Origin of the sequence: Morganella sp. B601 (genome assembly GCF_051172335.1) — a bacterium.
Taxonomy (GTDB): domain Bacteria; phylum Pseudomonadota; class Gammaproteobacteria; order Enterobacterales; family Enterobacteriaceae; genus Morganella; species Morganella morganii.
In genome coordinates, this window is sequence record NZ_JBPIZE010000004.1 from 76289 (window position 1) to 94097 (window position 17809).

Below are 17809 nucleotides of genomic sequence, written 5' to 3' on the forward strand. Positions count from 1 at the left end.
ATGAAGAAAGCCCGCTTAGGCGGGCTTTATTATGGACATTGATCAGGTGACTTTCATAAAGTGGATAAAAAGTGCTGAAAGGGCGGTCATGAGATGCTAGAATCCTTTTTTAAGCAACCAGGTAAAAACGAAATGGGTAAGAACGTTGTCGTATTGGGCACCCAATGGGGTGACGAGGGCAAGGGCAAAATCGTCGACTTGCTGACTGAACGGGCTAAGTATGTTGTTCGTTATCAAGGTGGCCACAACGCGGGTCACACTCTGGTTATCAACGGTGAGAAAACCGTCCTGCATTTAATTCCGTCAGGTATTCTCCGCGAAAACGTCGTCAGCATCATTGCTAACGGTGTTGTACTCGCACCCGATGCACTGCTGAAAGAAATGACTGCACTGGAAGAGCGTGGTGTTCCGGTGCGCGAACGTCTGCTGATTTCTGAAGCATGTCCGCTGATCCTCCCTTATCATGTTGCGCTGGATAATGCCCGTGAGAAAGCACGCGGCGCGAAAGCTATCGGCACAACAGGGCGCGGTATCGGGCCTGCATACGAAGATAAAGTTGCCCGTCGCGGTCTGCGCGTGGGTGATCTCTTCGATAAAGAGACCTTCGCTCAGAAACTGAAAGAAATCCTTGAGTATCACAACTTCCAGTTAGTGAACTACTACAAAGAGCCTGCGGTTGACTATCAGAAAACCCTGGACGAAATCATGGCAGTTGCGGATATCCTGACCGGTATGGTTGTGGATGTCTCTGATCTGCTGTACAAAGCCACCGTTAACGGTGAGCTGGTGATGTTTGAAGGCGCGCAGGGTACACTGCTGGATATCGACCACGGTACCTATCCGTATGTGACTTCCTCAAACACCACTGCCGGCGGTGTTGCCACCGGTTCCGGTTTAGGTCCGCGTTATGTGGATTATGTCCTGGGTATCATCAAAGCTTACTCCACCCGTGTGGGTGCCGGTCCGTTCCCGACCGAACTGTTTGATGAAACCGGTGAATACCTGCGTACCAAAGGCCAGGAGTTCGGTGCGACCACCGGACGCAGCCGCCGTTGCGGCTGGCTGGACATCATTGCTATCCGCCGCGCTGTGCAGATCAACTCCCTGTCAGGGTTCTGCATGACCAAGCTGGATGTGCTGGATGGTCTGAAAGAAGTGAAAGTGTGTGTCGGTTACCGTTTACCGAATGGTGAAATCATCGAAACCACACCACTGGCTGCGGATAACTGGGAAGGCATTGAGCCTATTTATGAAGTCATGCCGGGCTGGACTGAAACCACATTCGGGGCGAAGAGCCGCGAAGAACTGCCTCAGGCAGCACTGGATTACATCCGCCGCATTGAAGAACTGACAGGCGTTCCTGTTGATATTATTTCAACCGGTCCGGATCGTTCTGAAACGATGATCCTGCGCGACCCGTTCGACGCATAAGATCGTTCAGGTGATACCAGTCAGGGCCGGGCATGTTTGTCCGGCCTTTTGTTTTCTGACGCCGGGGTTTCTGGCTATGTGATGACAGGAAATCCGGCGTTTTTAACGACAAATTTTGCTTAATAAGCAAAAGACACACATAATGATTATCCATTACTTATCATGTGATCCCCCGCGCGGGATGACAGAATTCCCGGGGTAAAATGTGCAGTTAACCAGTTTTACAGATTATGGCTTGCGGGCGCTGATTTATATGGCGTCACTTCCTGATGGTAAAATGACCAGTATTACGGAAGTGACGGACGTTTACGGCGTATCACGTAACCATATGGTCAAGATAATTAACCAATTGAGCCATTTGGGTTATGTCGAGGCGATTCGCGGCAAAAATGGCGGGATCCGCCTGGGAAAACCTGCTAATACTATAGGTATCGGTGAGGTTGTCCGCGCGCTCGAGCCGTTAACACTGGTGAACTGCAGCGGTGAATTCTGTCACATTACTCCGGCATGCAGGCTGAAATCGGTACTGAATAAAGCCATACGGGAGTTCTTACAGGAACTGGATAAACACACGCTCGCTGATATGGTGCAGGACAATCAGCATCTTTATAAATTGTTACTGACGGACGAATAACGCCGTTCAGAAACCACGGAGGATACAATGTCAGTGGAAAAACAATCAAACGACCCTTATCGTGAGCGCGAAGCGGAAAAATATGATTCCCCGATCGCGAGCCGTGAATTTATTCTTGAAACTGTCCGCCGCCACACCAAACCGGTGAGCCGCGAAGATATCGCACAGGAACTGGGGATCACCGGTGAAGAGGCTCAGGAAGCCCTGCGCCGCCGTCTGCGCGCTATGGAGCGTGACGGGCAACTGGTCTTTACCCGCCGTCAGTGTTACGCACTGCCGGAGCGTCTTGATTTAATTAAAGGAACCGTGATCGGCCATCGTGATGGCTTCGGGTTCCTGCGTGTCGAAGGACAAAAAGACGATCTCTACATCCCGCAGGATCAGATGAAATTATGCATCCACGGGGATGTGATCCTGGCCCAGGTGATGGGGGCTGATCGCAAAGGCCGCCGCGAAGCGCGCGTTGTACGTGTGACCGAGCCGAAAACCGGCCAGATTGTCGGCCGTTACTTTACCGAAGAAGGCATGGGATTTGTCGTGCCGGATGACAGCCGTTTGTGCTTCGATATTCTGATCCCGAAAGAGTCAATTAACGGCGCACGGATGGGGAATATCGTGGTGGCGGAACTGACCCGCCGTCCGGGCAAACGGGTGCAGGCGCTCGGCGTTATCACCGAAGTGCTGGGCGAGAAAATGGGTACCAGCATTGCGGTGGATATTGCCCTGCGCAAACATGAAATTCCGTTCACCTGGCCTGCTCAGGTGGAACGTCAGGTCGCGGATATCCGCGAGGAAGTACCGGAATCCGCCAAAAAAGGCCGTGTTGATTTACGCGATCTGCCGCTGGTCACTATCGACGGCGAAGATGCCCGTGACTTTGATGACGCGGTACACTGTGAAGCCAAACGCGGCGGTGGCTGGCGTCTGTGGGTGGCGATTGCTGACGTCAGTTATTATGTGCGTCCGCAGACGGCACTGGATGATGAAGCCCGCAGCCGGGGAACCTCGGTTTACTTCCCGTCACAGGTTGTGCCGATGCTGCCGGAAGTGCTGTCGAATGGTGTCTGTTCACTGAACCCGCAGGTTGATCGCCTGTGTATGGTGTGTGAAATGACCATTTCGGCGAAAGGTAAGCTTTCCGGTTACCGTTTCTATGAAGCGGTAATGAGCTCCCACGCCCGTCTGACCTATACCAAAGTGTGGAAAATCCTCGAAGGGGATGAAGAGCTGCGTGAACACTATGCGCCGCTGGTAAAACACCTGGAAGAACTGCACAAACTCTATAAAGCGCTGGCGGAAGCCCGTGATGAGCGCGGTGCGATTGCCTTTGAATCCGAAGAAGCGAAATTTATTTTCAATGCGGAAAAACGCATTGAGCGCATCGAACCGGTACTGCGCAACGATGCACACAAACTGATCGAAGAATGCATGATCATGGCGAACGTTGCGGCGGCACGCTTTGTTGAGAAAAACAACGAACCGGCACTGTACCGTGTGCATGATCGTCCGAAAGAGGACAGCGTCATCAATCTGCGCACCGTCTTTAATGAGCTGGGTCTGACCCTGCCGGGCGGCCTGACACCGGAACCGAAAGATTACGCCCGTGTCATGCTGGAAGTGGCGGAGCGTCCTGACCACGAGCTGTTACAGACCATGCTGCTGCGCTCGATGAAACAGGCAATTTATGATCCGGACAACCGTGGTCACTTCGGCCTGGCGTTACCGGCGTATGCCCACTTTACTTCACCAATCCGCCGTTATCCGGATCTGAGTCTGCACCGTGCGATTAAGTACCTGCTGGCAAAAGAGCGCGGCGAAGCGAAATCGCAGACCGGTGCGTGGCATTACGATATGCAGAGCATGCTTCAGCTCGGTGAACATACTTCCATGACGGAGCGCCGTGCCGATGAAGCCACCCGTGACGTGGCAGACTGGCTGAAGTGCGACTTTATGCAGGATCAGGTGGGGAATGTCTTTACCGGGCTTATCACCAGCGTGACCGGCTTCGGTTTCTTTGTCCGTCTGAACGACCTGTTTATCGATGGTCTGGTACACGTATCAACACTTGATAACGATTACTACCGCTACGATAATGTCGGCCAGCGTCTGATTGGTGAATCCTCCTCCAATGTGTACCGCCTGGGTGATGAAGTTGAAATCCGGGTGGAAGCGGTGCATATGGATGAGCGCACCATTGATTTCGCGCTGATTTCCACCACCCGCCGTGCCCGTAATGAAGGCAAAACCGCAAGAACCCGGGCCAAAGCCGGGGAGAAAGGGGATAAACGCCGGGACGGTAAGAAGGGGGATCCCCGCCGTGACAAAAACTTCGAGCCGGACAGTGCGTTCCGTAAGAAGAAAAAAGACGACGGCCCGAAAGCCCCGAAAGGTAAAAAATCAGCCCGGACCAAAAAAATCGAGGCAAATATAAAGGCGAAACGCGCGAAGAAAAAAGCCGAAAAGTAACCGCCTTTGATTTGAATTTTCCCACAATGAGGCATTGCGCCTCATTGTGTTTTATTGTCCCGCAACAAACGGAACGTTATGAGTGAAATTATTTATGGTATCCACGCCGTGGATGCCCTGCTGGCGCGTGATCCCAGCCGTTTTCTTGAAGTCTTTATCTTAAAAGGGCGTGAAGACCGCCGCCTGACCCCGGTTGTGCATGCTCTGGAAGCGGCAGGTGTCCGTGTGCAGATGGCCAGCCGTCAGTGGATGGACAGCCAGACCGAAGGTGCCGTCCATCAGGGGATTATCGCCAAAGTCAGAGGCGGCCGTCAGTATCAGGAGCAGGATCTGCCTGATCTGCTGGCTGAGCATGAGACTCCGTTCCTGCTGGTTCTCGACGGCGTGACTGACCCGCACAACCTGGGGGCCTGTCTGCGTACCGCTGATGCCGCCGGTGTACATGCGGTGATCATCCCGAAAGACCGTTCCGCGCAACTGAATGCCACGGCGAAAAAAGTCGCCTGTGGTGCGGCGGAAAGCGTACCGCTTATCCGTGTCACCAACCTGGCCCGCACACTGCGCCAGCTGAAAGACGAAAATATCTGGGTTGTCGGCACTGCCGGTGAAGCCACCCATGATCTGTATCAGAGTAAAATGACCGGCCCGGTGGCGCTGGTGATGGGTGCGGAAGGGGAAGGCATGCGCCGTCTGACCCGTGACCTGTGCGATGAACTGATCAGCATTCCGATGGCCGGGTCAGTCTCTTCCCTGAACGTCTCGGTGGCAACGGGTGTCTGCCTGTTTGAGGCCGTGCGTCAGCGCGCAAAATAATCCCGCATCACACACTTATTACCTTGTCTTTTGGGGCGGGTATGAGTATAGTTATGCGTCAAATTTTTCAGCCGCACTTAAACAAGTTCCTTGCCTCTCAGGGTTGCGGTTGCCCGGACAGGAGGCTAATAATCCGTAAGGAGCACTACTAATGCGTCATTACGAAATCGTCTTCATGGTTCATCCGGACCAGAGCGAACAAGTACCGGCAATGATCGAGCGTTATAAAACTGCTATTACTAACGCAGAAGGTCAGATCCACCGTCTCGAAGACTGGGGTCGTCGCCAACTGGCTTACCCAATCAACAAACTGCACAAAGCGCACTACGTTCTGCTGAACGTTGAAGCTCCGCAGGAAGTGATTGACGAGCTGGAAACTATTTTCCGCTTCAATGATGCCGTTATCCGCAGCATGGTTATGCGCGTTAAGCACGCGGTGACTGAACCTTCTCCAATGGTTAAAGCGAAAGACGAACGTCGCCCGCGCGACATGTCTGACGACATTGAAGAAAATGATGAAGCTGAGGAAACTGAAGAGTAATAACGGTGTCCGCTAACCGTCTGGTGTTATCCGGCACAGTGTGCAGGGAACCCATCCGGAAAGTCAGCCCGGCCGGAATTCCGCATTGTCAGTTTGTGCTTGAGCACCGCTCACAACAGCAGGAAGCCGGACTCACCCGGCAGGCATGGTGCAGAATGCCCGTGGTTGCCAGCGGACAGACGATCCAAACCATTACTCGCAGTATAACGGTCGGCAGTCAGATAACCGTTCAGGGATTCATCAGCACCCATCAGGGGCGAAATGGATTATCAAAACTGGTTCTTCATGCCGAACATATTGAATTGATAGATTCTGGAGACTAGCCATATGGCACGTTATTTCCGTCGTCGTAAATTCTGCCGTTTCACCGCAGAAGGCGTTCAAGAGATTGATTATAAAGACATCGCTACGCTGAAAAACTACATCACTGAAAGTGGTAAAATCGTACCAAGCCGTATCACCGGTACCAGTGCGAAATATCAGCGTCAGCTCGCTCGTGCTATCAAGCGTGCACGCTACCTGTCTTTACTGCCTTACACTGATCGTCATCAGTAATCGGCACAGTCCATTAATGACTTTAAGAGGATAAGGTAATGCAAGTTATTCTGCTTGATAAAGTAGCAAACCTGGGCAGCCTGGGCGACCAGGTAAATGTTAAATCTGGTTATGCACGTAACTACTTAGTACCGCAAGGTAAAGCAGTTCCTGCAACCAAGAAAAACATCGAATTCTTCGAAGCACGCCGCGCAGAACTGGAAGCTAAATTAGCTGACGTTCTGGCAGCAGCACACGCTCGTGCAGAAAAAATCAATGCCCTGGGCGTTGTGACTCTGTCTTCCAAAGCGGGTGACGAAGGTAAACTGTTCGGTTCTGTCGGTACCCGTGACATCGCTGATGCTGTAACTGCAGCAGGCGTTGAAGTGGCGAAAAGCGAAGTTCGTCTGCCAAACGGCGTTCTGCGTACTCTGGGTGATCACGAAGTTCACTTCCAGGTTCACAGCGACGTGTTTGCAGAACTGAATGTGAAGATTGTTGCTGAGTAATCTCTGATTACACGGTAAACATCTTTGAAAGACGCTGGCTCAGGCCAGCGTTTTTTTTGCAGTAAAAACCGGTGTTAAGAGCGGCGGTAGCTGCCGTCTTTCTGTCGCTTAAAGGTGGCGGACTGCCCGTTAGCCTTATCAATTCTCAGCACTGAGACCGTATTTCCCTTTCCTTTGGTCACACTGATTTTATCCCCTGCCTCCACCTGATTAAGCGGCTTCTGCGGCCCCTCAACGGCTGTCATGCGAAATAAGTCATCCACCGGTAACCCGTTGCTGCGAAAGACCTGGGCGATGGTCTGACCCTTTTTGAGGGTGAAACGCAGTGCATCTGCCTGTGCAGGCACCGCAGCAGGAGCAGACTCTGCACTAACCGGCGGTGGTGTGGTCGCCGGTTGCGGAGCCGGTTCGGTATTCAGTGCACCAGGCGGCAGATTATCCGGCAGCGGCAAATCCGGGATATCGGATGGTGCCTCCGGTAGTGTGCCGGTCTGTTCAGCTATCAGGTCACCTAACGGATCTGCCGGTGGCGTCAGTGTGATATTCTGAGGCGGAACGGTCACCGGCGGTTTCTGCGCGGCAGGCCAGAAAAACAGGATCAGCATGATAATCAGCGCAATGGCGGCGATAGCGTAAAGATGGCGCTTTGGCAGTAGTCTCATCATAATCTCCCGCTGTTCAGCATGAATAATTATCATCCGGTATTATTCCAGTGTAGCAGCAGACTTACTGAAATTATTCGGAATTAGTCCTGTTTTATAAATTGATTGCGTTGTTTTCCGGGAATCACCGTGTTGCATCAGCTTTCACTGATTATCGGGTTTACCGGGGTACATCCTGCTGTTATGCTTGTCCGTCTTACTTATTACTCAGGTATCTCTCATGACACAACCGACTTTTGACACGATGGAAGCACAGGCAAGCTACGGAATCGGCTTACAAATCGGCCAGCAATTACAGGAATCCGGACTGAGCGGATTAGTACCGGAAGCTATTCTGGCCGGTATCACCGACGCACTGGAAAATAACCAGCCGGCTGTGGCGGTGGATGTTCTGCATCGTGCCCTGCGTGAAATGCATGAGCGTGCTGATGCTGTCCGCAATGAAAAACAGGCTGAGCTGGTCAAAGACGGCATGCGTTTCCTGGAAGAAAACGCGAAGAAAGAAGGCGTTTCCACCACTGAAAGCGGCCTGCAGTTCTCTGTCATTAATCAGGGTGACGGTGCTATCCCGGCCCGTACTGACCGTGTCCGTGTTCACTACACCGGCCGCCTGATTGACGGTACCGTGTTTGACAGCTCTGTACAGCGCGGCCAGCCGGCAGAATTCCCGGTAAACGGTGTGATCGCAGGCTGGATTGAAGCACTGACCCTGATGCCGGTCGGCTCCAAATGGGAACTGTATATCCCGAGCAACCTGGCTTACGGCGAGCGCGGTGCCGGTGCGGCAATCCCGCCGTACAGCACACTGGTATTCGAAGTGGAGCTGCTGGAGATCCTGTAATCTCTCTTTGTCAGCAAAAACAGAATATGCGAAATGGCCGGTTTTCACCGGCCATTTTTATTTCTATACTCAGGTCTCCGGAGACGTGAACAGGATTACGCGACTCACTAACCGTTCTGTGAAAGAGGTGAAGGATGCTCAATCAAATTTGTCTGCTGGCCCGGCGGGCGGGCGATGCAATCATGGATATCTACCATCATCCCGACACACTGACCATCTCCGCCAAAGCGGATAACTCCCCCTTAACCGCTGCGGATTTAGCCGCACACCACATCATCGTGCAGGAACTGAAAGCCCTGACACCGGACATTCCGGTGCTGTCAGAGGAAGATCCGCAGCCGTGGTCTGAGCGGCAGCACTGGACACAATACTGGCTGGTGGATCCGCTCGACGGCACCAAAGAATTTATCAGCCGCAACGGTGAATTTACGGTTAATATCGCCCTGATTTCTGACGGCGTACCGGTGATGGGCGTGGTGTATGCCCCGGTACCGGACGTGCTCTATCTGGCAGAAGGCAAACATGCCTGGCGTGAACGGGGCGGGCAGCGGATGGCGATCAAAGTGGTGAATACAGATCTGCCGATGGTAGTAATCAGCCGTTCACATCAGGATGCGGAACTGGCGGATTATCTGGAGCAGCTGGGACCGCATGAAACCCGCGCCATCGGCTCATCCCTCAAATTCTGCCTGGTGGCGGAAGGTAAAGCGCAGCTCTATCCCCGTTTTAACCCGACCCACATCTGGGACACGGCAGCCGGACACGCTGTTGCACTCGCGGCGGGAGCGCATATCACGGACTGGAGCGGAAAAACGCTCGACTATACACCGCGTGAATCGCTGATAAACCCGGGGTTCCGCGTCAGCAGTTTCTGACTGCCATTTTATTCCCGGATAACAGTGTAATTTGCATGGTTATGCAAATTACACTGATTTTTCCCCGCCTGTTAAATTCTGTATCTGCTGACATTGATCCCGATATTTCAGCCTCACATTATTTATAAAACTTATAGTAATTATGAGGTTATTATTTCATTGTTATAGTGTGACGGTGATCGATTTTCACTCTGATTTGTGAAGTAAATCGTAGTGAAGTGTCATTTTATGTAAAAATAGTGATTAAATCATTTGATTAATGAACCCGGGTGGTAGAATTGAGTCATACCTTAGGCATGAAAGAAAAGGTAAAGGGGAGGACATAAGTACGATGAAAATTTTCGCCCGTTACAACCCGGCTCAGATCGCCCGCTACGTGAAAACTTTATTCCGTGGCCGCCTGTATATACAGGGGATGGGCGCGTTTGAATTTGATTACGGCAAGATTTTACCGCCGAAAATCAGAGACAAACGCCACCTGAGTGCAATGAGTGAAATTAATCAGCAGGTATCGTTGCTGCAGGCGCAGCTGGCGTAATCACAATACCTGTCTGATGAAGAAGGGTTAGTTTTACGGTTTCTGGTGCTGTTCGTTGTGTGCCACGTCAGACTGACCCTCTTTGCCGCTTTCCGCCGCTGACGGACGCGGGACAACCGGGACAACCGGGGCATCCGGGATCCGTGTAACCAGCAGCTGGTCAATCTTGTAGTTGTCGATATCCACCACTTCAAACTTAAAGCCTGAGAATTTCACGGAATCGGTCCGTTTCGGAATACGGCGCAGCTTATACATCAGGAACCCGGCGATGGTTTCGTAGTTGCTGTCATCCGGGAACTCATCAATATCCAGCACCCGCTGCACATCCTCAATCGGTGTACCGCCTTCAATCAGCCAGGAATTTTCATCACGGGCGACAATCTGCTCTTCCTGCCCCTGACCGACCAGATCTCCCATCAGGGTAATCATCACGTCATTGATAGTGATAACACCCATCACCATGGCGTATTCATTCAGAATGATTGCGAAGTCTTCCCCGGCATTTTTAAAGCTCTCCAGGGTGTCTGACAGGCTCAGGGTATCCGGGATCATCAGTGCCGGGCGGATTTGCACACCTTCATGCAGATTCAGGCTCTGGCCGTTCAGCACGCGGTTGAGCAGATCTTTGGAATCGACATAACCGAGCACATGATCCAGACCGCCGTCGCACACCAGGAATTTTGAGTGCGGCTGTGTGGAGATCTTCTCTTTGATGCTCTCTTCGTTTTCCTGCTTGTCGAAATAGACCACGCTCTCACGGGAGGTCATAGCAGACGGCACAGTACGGGATTCCAGCTCAAACACGTTTTCGATCAGTTCGTGCTCCTGCTTGCGCAGTACTCCGGCGACCGCACCTGCTTCCACCACCGCGTAAATATCATCTGAGGTGATATCTTCATTTCGTGCCAGCGGGATTTTGAATAATTTAAAGAACAGGTTGGATAACCCGTTAAACAGCCAGGCCAGCGGGCGCAGTACTGTCAGGCAAAAACGCATCGGCTGGACAATCCGGATGGCGACCGCTTCCGGTTTGATCATCCCGAGACGTTTCGGGGTCAGATCCGCCAGCAGGATAAACATGGAGGTCACGATAATAAATGACAATACGGAGCCGAGCTGCTGTGCGGCGGCATCGGCCATAAAATTGCCGAACAGGGTGCGCAGCGCCGGTGAAAAGGCGGATTCACCGACAATACCGGCGAGGATCGCCACGGCGTTCAGGCCGATTTGCACCACGGTGAAGAACATTCCCGGTGCTTCCTGTAAACGGAGCACATGGGCGGCATTGGTATTGCCTTCGTCAATCATGACTTTGAGTTTGATACGCCGCGAGGCGGCCAGTGATATTTCAGATAACGAAAAGAATGCGCTGATCGCGCAGAGTAACAGGACGATTAATAAACTATTTAACATATAAGTTCCGAATGGCCGGCACGATTGCCTCTGGGCGCGCTGTTGTTGATTATGCGTGGCGACCGGTTATTTTAGATATATAGAGCATAAGTATCGGATATTAAAAAAGAAAGGCGCACAGAACATCCAATTTGTCTGTGCGCGGATGTGCAGTATAGCACCGGAACGGGAAAAGCGGCTAGTTTCTCAGCGAAGGCGGCAGACAAACACCGATCCCGCCGAGTCCGCAGTAGCCTTCCGGGTTCTTATCCAGGTATTGCTGGTGGTAATCCTCCGCCACATAAAACGGGCCGAGCGGGCGGATAGCCGTGGTGATACTGCGGCTGTCATTGTTCTCATTCATCGCCTGCTGATACTGCTCACGGGAGGCAAGTGCCTGCACGCGCTGGCTGTCAGACTGGGTATAGATAGCAGAACGGTACTGTGAGCCGATATCGCCGCCCTGTTTCATGCCCTGTGCCGGATCATGGTTTTCCCAGAACAGACGCAGCAGATCGGCATAGCTGATAACGGACGGGTCATACACAATGCGGACGGCTTCAGCATGACCGGTGTTGCCGGTGCAGACGCCTTCATAGGTCGGGTTTTTTGTCGTACCACCGGTGTAACCGGCGGTGGTGCTGTACACGCCCGGCTGCTGCCAGAACAGGCGCTCCACGCCCCAGAAGCATCCCATGGCAAAATACGCGGTATCAAAGCCGTCAGGCACATGGTTCACATCATGGCCGGTTACGGTATGGCGCGGGCTGATGGTCAGCGCCACGGCGCTGTCCGGCAGTGCATCAGCGGCGGAAACAGGAGATACAATAGTGTCCTGCGGGTATTGAGTGGTGTTTTGTGTCATTTGCGGTGGCTCCTGTTTTAAGAATAATCGGTGCATTATCAGTATATTTCAGGTTATTTATCTTATGTATCTATAGTAAACTTCAAATTATTTTCATTTATACCCTTATTCATTCACATTACCGGTTCGTTGGCTGTATTCTGAATGAATAAAGGTATATCTCAGTCAAATCGCAGAAATTCAGGAGTTGATGTGATCCGGTACCCTCTTGTTTGTGTTGTCGCTGTGTCTCTCACATCCCCTCTGGCATATAGTGCAAATCTTCGCTTAAAAGTGGAAGGGCTCAGCGGGCAACTTGAAAAAAATGCAAGAGTCCAGCTTTCCACTATCACGACCGATGAGGTCGTGGCTGACGGCCGTTTTCGTGCCCGGGTGGAAAAAGCCATCAAAGAGGGGCTTCGTCCGCTGGGGTATTATGAGCCGGTGATCACCTTTGATTATCAGGACAACGCGCCGCCTGCGCGTCCTGTGCTGTATGCCCGTGTCGTTCCGGGGGAGCCGGTTAAAATTGCCGGGGTTACCGTGGATATCGAAGGTGCGGCAAAAACCGATCCCGCATTCAAAAAATTCATTACCAAAAATACACCTGAAACCGGGACTGTCGTCAATCACGGCGAGTACGAAAGTTTTAAAAGCGGATTATCCGGGCTTGCCTTAAAACGCGGCTATTTTGATGCCGAAATGGAAAAAAGCCAGCTCGGCATTGCGCTTTCCCGTCATGCGGCCTACTGGGATTTTGTGTTCAACAGCGGCAAACGATACCGTTTCGGGAAAGTGAATTACCAGGGCTCGCAAATCAGCGATGCGTATCTGGAAGGTTTGGTGCCGTTTAAAGAAGGCGATTACTACACCTCTGATCAACTGGCAGAATTTAACCGTCTGCTGGCGGAAACCGGCTGGTTCCAGTCCGCGATCGTCACCCCGGATATTGCAAAGGCCCGGGCGGATAACAGTGATTATCTGACCATGGATGCCTCATTCACCCCGCGCGCACAAAACTTTGTCGAGCTGGGCGGCGGCTTTGCCACCGATGTGGGGCCGCGTGTTCAGGCGAAATGGAATAAGCCGTGGGTGAATTCCAGCGGCCACAGCCTGACCTCCAGTATCAGCCTGTCCGCGCCGGAACAGATTATTGATACCTCTTACCGCATCCCGCTGAAGGTCAACCCGATTGAGCAGTATTACGCCGTCTCCGGCGGGTATAAGCGTACCGACCTGAATGATACCAAAGCCGATACCGCGACAGTCAGTGTTTCCCGTAACTGGGATTTATCCACCGGCTGGCAGTACGGTATCAATATGCGCTGGAGTCTCAGCCACTTTACCCAGGCGGATATCACCAACACCACCATGCTGCTCTATCCGGGGGTGAATGTCAGCCGTGTCCGTTCGCGGGGCGGGATGATGCCGTCCTGGGGGGATAGTCAGCGCTACTCAGTGGATGTTTCCAATGAAATGTGGGGCTCGGATGTGGATTTTTCCATTTTCCGCGCCCGTAACGTCTGGGTGAGAACGCCGTGGGATGGTCACCGCTTTGTGATGCGCGGCAACCTCGGCTGGATTGAAACCAATAATTTCGACAAGGTTCCGCCGGATCTGCGTTTCTTCGCCGGTGGCGATGGCAGTATCCGGGGTTACCGTTACAACAAAATCTCACCGGAAGATTCTGACGGCAAACTGACCGGGGGCTCGCGGCTGGTGGTCGGCTCGCTGGAATACCAGTACAACGTAACCGGAAACTGGTGGGGCGCGGTGTTTGTGGACAGCGGTGAAGTGGTGAACGATATCAAACGGAGTAATTTCAAAACCGGTGCCGGTGTCGGGGTGCGCTGGGCATCGCCGGTCGGACCGATCAAATTTGACCTTGCCGCGCCGGTCGGTGATGACCAGACGAAAAATATCCAGTTTTATATCGGATTGGGGGCAGAACTCTGATGAAATGGCTGAAGTATCTGAAATGGCCGGCAATCATTCTGCTGGTCCTCATTCTGCTGATTGGCGGCACACTCGGCTGGATCCTGGGCACACAGTCCGGCCTGCATTTTGCACTGAATCTTGCACCGCGTGTGGTTTCCGGCCTGGCTATCGGTCAGGTTGAGGGCGATCTGCGTAATCTGACCCTGAAGCAGGTGAAATACACCATGCCGGGTATTGATGTCAGCGTGGATAAGGTGAATCTGGCGCTGCGCCTGGGCTGCCTGAAAGACATGACACTCTGTATTGAAAATCTCAGCACGGACGGCACTCGGGTTGCTGTCGATACAGCAAAACTGCCGCCGTCAGAAGAAACTCCGCCGTCAGAGCCGCTGACAGAGCTGAATGCACCGCTGACCATTTTCCTGGATTCTCTCTCCGTGACCAACGCTCAGGTCACCGTGGATGATATGGCGGTAAATCTGGATACCTTCCGCACCGCCATGACCTGGCAGGGTGACCAGCTGACCCTGAAACCAACGGTGATTAATGCGCTTTCTGTTGTGCTGCCGAAAAGTGACCCGGCTGCGGCAGAAGAACCGGCGCCGGCAGCGGATGCACCGGAAAAGCCGTTAGGTGAAACCATCAGTGAGATTTTTGCTCAGCCGATGCTGGCAGAATTGCCGGAGGTTATTCTGCCGCTGAATATCTCAGTGGAAGGTATTTCCGGTGAAAACTGGCAGGTGAGCGGTGATGCACCGGTAACCATTAATTCCCTGCATCTGGCACTGTTTAACAAAGGGCAGGTGCTGACTCTCAGTGATCTGTCTGCGGATGCGCCACAGGGCAATATCGCGGTCAGCGGGGAAGTGGCGCTTAGTGAAAAATGGCCGGTGGCGTTGTCGGTGAAAGGCCATGTCCGTGATTTTGAGGAATTCAGCGGGCAGGATCTCGATCTCACCCTGAACGGCGGGCTGCTCGATGAGCTGAAACTGGCGCTGGCACTGAAAGGGCCGGTCAATGCCACGCTGGATGCACAGACTAACCTGACACAGGCCGATCTGCCGCTGCTGCTGACCCTGGAGAGTCAGAAAGTCAGCTGGCCGCTGACCGGTGAGGCTGATTATCAGCTTGATGGCGTGAAGCTGCGCCTTAACGGAAAAGTGAGCGGTTACGACCTCTCTCTGCGTTCGGATATCAAAGGAAAGGACATCCCGCCTGCGCTGCTGACGCTGGATGCGAAAGGGAATACCGAACAGCTGAATCTTACCCGGCTGCGTCTGAATGCGTTACAGGGCTTTGCGGAAGTGACCGGGGTGGCGGACTGGCAGAAAGCCATCAGCTGGCAGGCGGTTCTGACGCTTTCCGGGCTGAATACCGCAAAAGCCTATCCGGAGTGGCCGGCCAAAGTGGACGGCAAAATCAGTACCCGGGGCAGCCTGTACGGCGGTAACTGGGAGCTTGAAATCCCGGATATCACCCTCGATGGCAAAGTGAAAACCTATCCGCTGAAAGCGCGCGGTAATGTGAAAGGTAACGCAGGCGGTCAGTGGACGATCCCGGAGCTGAAACTGGCGCTGGGTAACAATAAACTGGATGTGCGGGGCGAGCTGGCGGATGCCTGGAAGCTGGATGCGGATATCAATGCTCCGGCGCTCGGCGGTCTGGTTCCGGGGCTGGCGGGTACGATCAAAGGGAAGCTCAATGTTCGCGGCAATATGGAAAAACCACAGATTCTCGCCGATCTGGCTGTTAACAGCCTGAAATGGCAGAACGACCTGTCGGTGGCGGATGCGAAAATCAAAGGGGATATCACCTCTGCAGAGCAGATCAAAGGCCAGCTGGATGTAACAGTGAATCAGCTGAAACAGGCTGATCTGGTGATCAGCAATCTGACCCTGAATGCCAAAGGTACAGAAGCACAGCACCAGCTGAAACTGGTCATGAAAGGCGAGCCGGTCTCGGCACAGCTGATGCTGAACGGCGGGTTTGACCGTAAAACCGAAACCTGGAAAGGTACGCTGAATAACACCCGCTTTGACACACCGGTGGGTGAGTGGTCACTCAGTAAAGCAATGGCGCTGACCTATCTGAATGAAAAACAGGAAGTGACCATCGGTACCCATTGCTGGGTGAATCCGGATGCCCGTATCTGTGTACCGAAACCGATCACCGCAGGGGCTTCCGGTAATGCGTCTGTTGCCCTTGAACGGTTTGATCTGGCGATGATTAAACCATTCCTCGGGCCGGATACCCGGCTGAACGGTGTATTCAGCGGTAATGCCAATGTCCGCTGGTTTGCGGACGGCTCACAGCCGGTGGTGGATGCATCCCTGAAAGGCAACGGTGTGAAGGTGGTGCAGAACCTCGACGGCACGAATCTGCCGGTCGCGTTTGATACCCTGACCATGACCGCCGCCATGAAGAACGGCAAACTCAATCTTCAGTGGCTGATTGCTATCGCCGGTAACGGGAAGATTAACGGTAATGTCCAGATCTCTGATCTGGAGAAACGCCGCCAGCTGAGCGGGAATGTCGGGATCGATAATATCTCGCTGGATCTGCTGAAACCATTGCTCGGCAAAGGGGATAAAGCCACCGGGCGGCTGAATGCCGGATTACGTCTGGGCGGTAATGCCGCATCACCACTGCTGTTTGGTCAGCTGGGATTATCGGATCTCGCCGTCAGCGGCCGTCTGCTGCCGTTTGATATCACGACCGGCGGACTGACTGTGAACTTTGATGGTGCCCGTTCTGATCTCAGCGGAAACATCAAAACGCCGGAAGGTTATCTTAACCTCAGCGGTAACGCGGACTGGCGCAGAATGGATGCCTGGAGTGCACGGATCTTCGCACAGGGTGACAAACTGCGCGTTTCCCTGCCGCCGATGATCCGGATTGATGTCAGCCCGGATCTGGTCTTTGAAGCCACACCGTCGATGCTGAAGCTGGACGGAACGGTCAATATTCCGTGGGCGCGGATCACAGTGCATGAAGTACCGGAGTCCGCCGTCAGCGCCACATCCGACGAAGTGATGCTGGATGACAACTTACAGCCAATCCGTGAGAAACAGACCAGTATTCCGATCCTGAGTAATCTGCGGATCCATATCGGTGATGATGTGCTGCTCGATGCCTTTGGTCTGAAAGCAAAACTGACCGGGGATCTGAAAGTCGCCCAGGATAAACAGGGTCTGGGGCTCAACGGCCAGGTGGATATTCCGCGCGGGCGTTTCCATGCTTACGGGCAGGATCTGCTGGTGCGCAAAGGACAGATCCTGTTCTCCGGTCCGGCTGATCAGCCGTTCCTTAATCTGGAAGCTATCCGTAACCCGGATAACACTGCTAACGGCGTGATCGCGGGTGTCCGGGTGACCGGGCTTGCCGACAGACCGAAAGTGGAAATATTTTCTGACCCGGCGATGTCCCAGGAAAATGCGCTCTCTTATCTGCTGCGCGGTGAGGGGCTGGATTCCGGTGACGCAGACAGTTCACAGATGACATCCATGCTTATCAGCCTCGGGGTGGCACAAAGCGGGCAGTTAGTCGGAAAAATTGGTGAAACATTCGGTATTTCGGATCTGGCGCTGGATACCCAGGGTGTGGGCGATAAATCGCAGGTTGTGGTCAGCGGTAAGATAACCAACGACCTGCAGGTAAAATATGGTGTCGGTATATTTGACTCCCTGGCGACCTTAACGTTACGCTATAGGTTAATGCCCAGGTTATATCTGGAAGCGGTGTCTGGTGTTAACCAGGCGATCGATCTGCTTTATCAGTTTGAGTTTTAATAT

The 17809-nt window shown here is 53.1% G+C and carries 16 protein-coding genes; 13 read left to right on the forward strand and 3 right to left on the reverse strand.

Going from position 1 to position 17809, the window contains the following annotated elements; all coding sequences use genetic code 11:
* Nucleotides 1-132: 132 nt before the first annotated feature.
* From ACSBQN_RS11930 to rplI, 8 genes are all read left to right on the forward strand, one after another.
* On the forward strand, nt 133-1431 hold the full coding sequence (locus ACSBQN_RS11930) for an adenylosuccinate synthase (protein WP_004241362.1): 1299 nt from the start codon (nt 133-135) through the stop codon (nt 1429-1431).
* Nucleotides 1432-1636: 205 nt separating this feature from the next.
* The gene (gene nsrR, locus ACSBQN_RS11935) at nt 1637-2065 is read left to right on the forward strand and encodes a nitric oxide-sensing transcriptional repressor NsrR (protein WP_004241364.1); all 429 of its coding nucleotides are present in this window, start codon (nt 1637-1639) and stop codon (nt 2063-2065) included.
* 27 nt (nt 2066-2092) lie between these two features.
* Nucleotides 2093-4531: a ribonuclease R gene (rnr, locus tag ACSBQN_RS11940; protein ID WP_049242467.1), complete on the forward strand. Its 2439-nt coding sequence runs from the start codon at nt 2093-2095 to the stop codon at nt 4529-4531.
* Between the two features lie 78 nt (nt 4532-4609).
* Nucleotides 4610-5344 (forward strand): 23S rRNA (guanosine(2251)-2'-O)-methyltransferase RlmB, encoded by a 735-nt coding sequence (gene rlmB / locus ACSBQN_RS11945; protein WP_004234494.1) that lies wholly within the window; start codon nt 4610-4612, stop codon nt 5342-5344.
* A 151-nt stretch (nt 5345-5495) separates the two neighbouring features.
* The gene (gene rpsF / locus ACSBQN_RS11950) at nt 5496-5885 is read left to right on the forward strand and encodes a 30S ribosomal protein S6 (protein ID WP_004241366.1); all 390 of its coding nucleotides are present in this window, start codon (nt 5496-5498) and stop codon (nt 5883-5885) included.
* 5 nt (nt 5886-5890) lie between these two features.
* Complete coding sequence (priB, locus tag ACSBQN_RS11955; RefSeq protein WP_045139169.1) at nt 5891-6208, forward strand: primosomal replication protein N; 318 nt, start codon at nt 5891-5893, stop codon at nt 6206-6208.
* Between the two features lie 4 nt (nt 6209-6212).
* The gene (rpsR, locus tag ACSBQN_RS11960) at nt 6213-6440 is read left to right on the forward strand and encodes a 30S ribosomal protein S18 (RefSeq protein WP_004234502.1); all 228 of its coding nucleotides are present in this window, start codon (nt 6213-6215) and stop codon (nt 6438-6440) included.
* A gap of 38 nt (nt 6441-6478) precedes the next feature.
* A complete protein-coding gene (rplI, locus tag ACSBQN_RS11965) occupies nt 6479-6928 on the forward strand; it encodes a 50S ribosomal protein L9 (protein WP_004234503.1) in 450 nt (149 codons plus the stop codon).
* 74 nt (nt 6929-7002) lie between these two features.
* Here rplI and ACSBQN_RS11970 read toward each other — a convergent pair whose 3' ends face one another.
* Entirely contained in the window at nt 7003-7593 is a 591-nt protein-coding gene (locus tag ACSBQN_RS11970) for a LysM-like peptidoglycan-binding domain-containing protein (protein WP_227989114.1), read from the reverse strand.
* A gap of 217 nt (nt 7594-7810) precedes the next feature.
* Between ACSBQN_RS11970 and fklB the strand changes: the two genes are divergently transcribed.
* The 3 genes from fklB (at nt 7811) to ACSBQN_RS11985 (ending at nt 9844) form a co-directional block, all read left to right on the forward strand.
* On the forward strand, nt 7811-8431 hold the full coding sequence (gene fklB / locus ACSBQN_RS11975; RefSeq protein ID WP_004241369.1) for an FKBP-type peptidyl-prolyl cis-trans isomerase: 621 nt from the start codon (nt 7811-7813) through the stop codon (nt 8429-8431).
* Between the two features lie 134 nt (nt 8432-8565).
* Nucleotides 8566-9306, forward strand: a complete 741-nt coding sequence (cysQ, locus tag ACSBQN_RS11980; RefSeq protein ID WP_024474254.1) for a 3'(2'),5'-bisphosphate nucleotidase CysQ — start codon at nt 8566-8568, stop codon at nt 9304-9306.
* Nucleotides 9307-9637: 331 nt separating this feature from the next.
* Nucleotides 9638-9844, forward strand: a complete 207-nt coding sequence (locus ACSBQN_RS11985) for a DUF1107 domain-containing protein (RefSeq protein ID WP_004234508.1) — start codon at nt 9638-9640, stop codon at nt 9842-9844.
* Nucleotides 9845-9877: 33 nt separating this feature from the next.
* On the opposite strand, the gene ACSBQN_RS11990 is transcribed toward ACSBQN_RS11985, so the two are convergent.
* Both ACSBQN_RS11990 and msrA read right to left on the reverse strand, forming a co-directional pair.
* A complete protein-coding gene (locus ACSBQN_RS11990) occupies nt 9878-11257 on the reverse strand; it encodes a hemolysin family protein (protein WP_036409495.1) in 1380 nt (459 codons plus the stop codon).
* Nucleotides 11258-11435: 178 nt separating this feature from the next.
* Entirely contained in the window at nt 11436-12101 is a 666-nt protein-coding gene (gene msrA, locus ACSBQN_RS11995) for a peptide-methionine (S)-S-oxide reductase MsrA (protein ID WP_024474256.1), read from the reverse strand.
* A 192-nt stretch (nt 12102-12293) separates the two neighbouring features.
* On the opposite strand from msrA, the gene tamA reads away from it, so the two are divergent.
* The gene (gene tamA / locus ACSBQN_RS12000; RefSeq protein ID WP_024474257.1) at nt 12294-14036 is read left to right on the forward strand and encodes an autotransporter assembly complex protein TamA; all 1743 of its coding nucleotides are present in this window, start codon (nt 12294-12296) and stop codon (nt 14034-14036) included.
* Nucleotides 14036-17806 carry an autotransporter assembly complex protein TamB gene (tamB, locus tag ACSBQN_RS12005; RefSeq protein WP_024474258.1) on the forward strand — a complete coding sequence of 1257 codons (3771 nt, stop codon included), beginning with the start codon at nt 14036-14038 and terminating at the stop codon, nt 17804-17806. The genes tamA and tamB overlap by 1 nt, the downstream gene beginning before the upstream one ends.
* Nucleotides 17807-17809 lie beyond the last annotated feature (3 nt).